Genomic DNA, 2,215 nt, shown 5'->3' with positions numbered 1-2,215 from the left:
TTCAAAGGCTCCCGCCTATCCTGTACAAACTGTACCAAAATTCAATATCAGGCTACAGTAAAGCTCCACGGGGTCTTTCCGTCCTGTCGCGGGTAACCTGCATCTTCACAGGTACTATAATTTCACCGAGTCTCTGGTTGAGACAGTGCCCAAATCGTTACACCTTTCGTGCGGGTCGGAACTTACCCGACAAGGAATTTCGCTACCTTAGGACCGTTATAGTTACGGCCGCCGTTTACTGGGGCTTCAGTTCAGAGCTTCGCTTACGCTAACCCCTCTCCTTAACCTTCCAGCACCGGGCAGGTGTCAGCCCCTATACTTCGCCTTACGGCTTCGCAGAGACCTGTGTTTTTGCTAAACAGTCGCTTGGGCCTATTCACTGCGGCTTTCCGTTAAGAAAGCACCCCTTCTCCCGAAGTTACGGGGTCATTTTGCCGAGTTCCTTAACCAGAGTTCTCTCGCACACCTTAGGATTCTCTCCTCGCCTACCTGTGTCGGTTTGCGGTACAGGCACCTTTTATCTCGCTAGAAGCTTTTCTTGGCAGCGGGGAATCAAAGACTTCGCTCCATAAGGAGCTTCCCCATCACAGCTCAGCCTTCACGATAAGCGGATTTGCCTACTTATCAGCCTAACTGCTTGGACGTGCACAACCAATCGCACGCTTCTTCTATCCTTCTGCGTCCCTCCATTGCTCAAACGATAAAGAGGTGGTACAGGAATATCAACCTGTTGTCCATCGCCTACGCCTGTCGGCCTCGGCTTAGGTCCTGACTAACCCTGAGCGGACGAGCCTTCCTCAGGAAACCTTAGGCATTCGGTGGACGGGATTCTCACCCGTCTTTCGCTACTCATACCGGCATTCTCACTTCTAAGCACTCCACCAGTCCTTACGGTCTGACTTCACTGTCCTTAGAACGCTCCCCTACCACTGATACCATCGGTATCAATTCGCAGCTTCGGTGGTGTATTTAGCCCCGGTACATTTTCGGCGCAGAGTCACTCGACTAGTGAGCTATTACGCACTCTTTAAATGGTGGCTGCTTCTAAGCCAACATCCTAGTTGTCTAAGCAACTCCACATCCTTTTCCACTTAATACACACTTTGGGACCTTAGCTGGCGATCTGGGCTGTTTCCCTCTTGACTACGGATCTTATCACTCGCAGTCTGACTCCTAAGGATAAGTCATTGGCATTCGGAGTTTGACTGAATTCGGTAATCCGATGAGGACCCCTAGTTCAATCAGTGCTCTACCTCCAAGACTCTTACACTTAAGGCTAGCCCTAAAGCTATTTCGGGGAGAACCAGCTATCTCCAGGTTCGATTGGAATTTCTCCGCTACCCACACCTCATCCCCGCACTTTTCAACGTGCGTGGGTTCGGGCCTCCATTCAGTGTTACCTGAACTTCACCCTGGACATGGGTAGATCACCTGGTTTCGGGTCTACGACCACGTACTAAACGCCCTATTCAGACTCGCTTTCGCTGCGGCTCCGCCTCTTCAGCTTAACCTCGCACGGGATCGTAACTCGCCGGTTCATTCTACAAAAGGCACGCCATCACCCATTAACGGGCTCTGACTATTTGTAGGCACACGGTTTCAGGATCTCTTTCACTCCCCTTCCGGGGTGCTTTTCACCTTTCCCTCACGGTACTGGTTCACTATCGATCACTAGGTAGTATTTAGCCTTGGGAGATGGTCCTCCCGGATTCCGACGGAATTTCACGTGTTCCGCCGTACTCAGGATACATTCAAGAGAGAACGAAGTTTCGACTACGGGGTTGTTACCCTCTGTGACGAGCCTTTCCAGACTGCTTCGTCTACCTCGTTCCTTTGTAACTCCGTATAGAATGTCCTACAACCCCAAGAGGCAAGCCTCTTGGTTTGGGCTAGATTCCGTTTCGCTCGCCGCTACTCAGGAAATCGCATTTGCTTTCTCTTCCTCCAGGTACTTAGATGTTTCAGTTCCCTGGGTCTGTCTTCCTTATCCTATGTATTCAGATAAGGATACCATACCATTACGTATGGTGGGTTTCCCCATTCGGAAATCTTCGGATCAAAGCTTACTTACAGCTCCCCGAAGCATATCGGCGTTAGTCCCGTCCTTCATCGACTCCTAGTGTCAAGGCATCCACCGTGCGCCCTTTCTAACTTAACCAAACTAAAATTAAAAAATATGAGCTACACTGTTATCTAGTTTTCAAAGAACATACAT

At 50.0% G+C, this 2,215-nt stretch carries 1 rRNA gene; it reads right to left on the bottom strand.

The features are described 5' to 3' along the window. Nucleotides 1-2,158, bottom strand: a 23S ribosomal RNA gene (locus tag ACX5JI_RS26335); the annotation flags it as partial. Nucleotides 2,159-2,215: the final 57 nt, after the last annotated feature.

It is taken from the genome of Bacillus sp. C1, assembly GCF_054570475.1.
The sequence above is the reverse complement of the archived record's forward strand: the minus strand, read 5'-3'. Positions and strand labels throughout refer to the sequence as shown.